Here is a 1164-nt window from a genome sequence, read left to right as displayed (position 1 = left end):
GCGGCATCGGCCTTGCCGGTGGCGGTCAGCTTCAGCCCGGTGATCTCTCGCGCCGCCACGAGAAGGCGCTCGCTGTCGACCGTCAGTGACAGATCCGGCGCACTGGCCGGCCCCTGTGCGTTCAACGCAAAGGCGATGGCGCCCTTGGCATCCTTCGACAGCAGCGAGATGTCGCTCAGCGCGCCCTTGATGTCGGCGGCCACCTTGTTGTCGGCAAGGCTGGCTTGCCCGTCGGCGGTCAGCGCACCCGAGGTCAACTTCAATCCGCCTATGTTGATGCTGCCGTTGGGGTCGCGCTTCAGTGTGGCGCTGATCTCAGCGCGTTCGCCAAGCATGCCGCGCGCCGCCGCCGGCAAGGCCGACGATGGGGCATCCGCCTTCAGATTGAGGTCTATGGCACCGTCTCGCAGCGATACCTGGCCGGCGACCTGGCTGTTCAGCGCATCGCTCTTGAGCGAGCCGCTGTCGATGGCAAACAGGTCGGCCGTCAGGCGGCCGCTGACGGCTGCCGTGACCTTGCCGGCGATCAGCGGCGCGATCACCGGATTGTCGAGACCGACCTTGTCCACCGACACCGTGCCGGAAACCGGCCCTGCACGGTTCTTGAGATCGAACGCATCCGAATGCAACGCCAGGGCAAGCCCGTCTACCCTCGCCGGACTGGTGACGATCGAGGGCAGGATCGCGGAGACATCCAGGCGGGCCCGCGTGCTCTCGCCCGCCACCTTTGCCGACAAGGACTGGATCTCGATCTTGACCGGGCTCTCGGCGCTGCCGACAGTCAGCGGCAGGCTGGGGCCGGATGAGATGAGATCGAGCGCAAAATCGCTGGCGCCGTTCGGGTTGAGGGTGCCGGTTGCCTTGCCGGAAACCTTGTCGCCGGTCAGCGTCGCCTGATCGAGCACCACGCCGCCGGCAATCGTGTAGCTGCCGGCCGCATCGACGGCGAGCGGTCCGAGCCCGGCCTGCCGGGTCTGGCTGGTTTCGATACCGGCCAGTTGCGCATTGAAGCGGACGTCGGGAGCGGCCGGCGGTCCCGTCAAACCAGCCGTGCCGCTGAGCGTGCCCACAGCATCGAGGCCGGGCGAAAATCCATTGGCGAGCGCCGCGGGCAGTGCCGAAAATTGCGCCGCGAGATCGAGCGTCTGGCCAGCTGTCCCGGAC

General features: G+C 67.4%; 1 pseudogene. It reads right to left on the bottom strand.

Annotated features, from left to right (window positions below):
• A pseudogene (locus tag EN893_RS34910) lies at positions 1–1164 on the bottom strand (translocation/assembly module TamB); the annotation flags it as partial.

The sequence above is a fragment of the Mesorhizobium sp. M7A.F.Ca.CA.004.04.2.1 genome, from assembly GCF_004022825.1.
Classification (GTDB): Bacteria; Pseudomonadota; Alphaproteobacteria; order Rhizobiales; family Rhizobiaceae; genus Mesorhizobium.
The sequence above is the reverse complement of the archived record's forward strand: the minus strand, read 5'-3'. Positions and strand labels throughout refer to the sequence as shown.